The organism is Clostridioides sp. ES-S-0001-03, from assembly GCF_020676075.1.
Classification (GTDB): Bacteria; Bacillota; Clostridia; order Peptostreptococcales; family Peptostreptococcaceae; genus Clostridioides.
In genome coordinates this window covers 1-281 of sequence record NZ_JACVWJ010000050.1, presented here as the reverse complement: position 1 = coordinate 281, position 281 = coordinate 1, and the positions used below count along the sequence as shown (strand labels likewise).

Annotated in this window: 1 protein-coding gene; it reads right to left on the bottom strand. The window is 32.4% G+C overall.

Features of this window, described 5'->3' with window-relative positions:
* Nucleotides 1-281, bottom strand: a 281-nt coding sequence (locus IC174_RS20880; protein ID WP_255625545.1) for a glycine rich domain-containing protein, incomplete at both ends; no start/stop codon positions are given.

Here is a 281-nt window from a genome sequence, read left to right as displayed (position 1 = left end):
GTTGATTTAAATAACCTTTACCTCCACCATTAAAACCTTTTTTAGTGTTATTACTAGTAGATGAAGAAGCAAAACCAGTTTCCCCAACATAAACATACAATGTAGTTAGTTTATTTAATGTAAGTTCACCTTTAGAATATCCGCCTCTAGCATTAGTATCCCAAGAAGAATTATTAATACCGCCAGAAGCACCATAACACTCCATTTTATATTTGCCAGGTTTTAATATTACACTTTGTGGTGAACCTGTATAATTAAAATTCCATACTGTCTGCACCTTA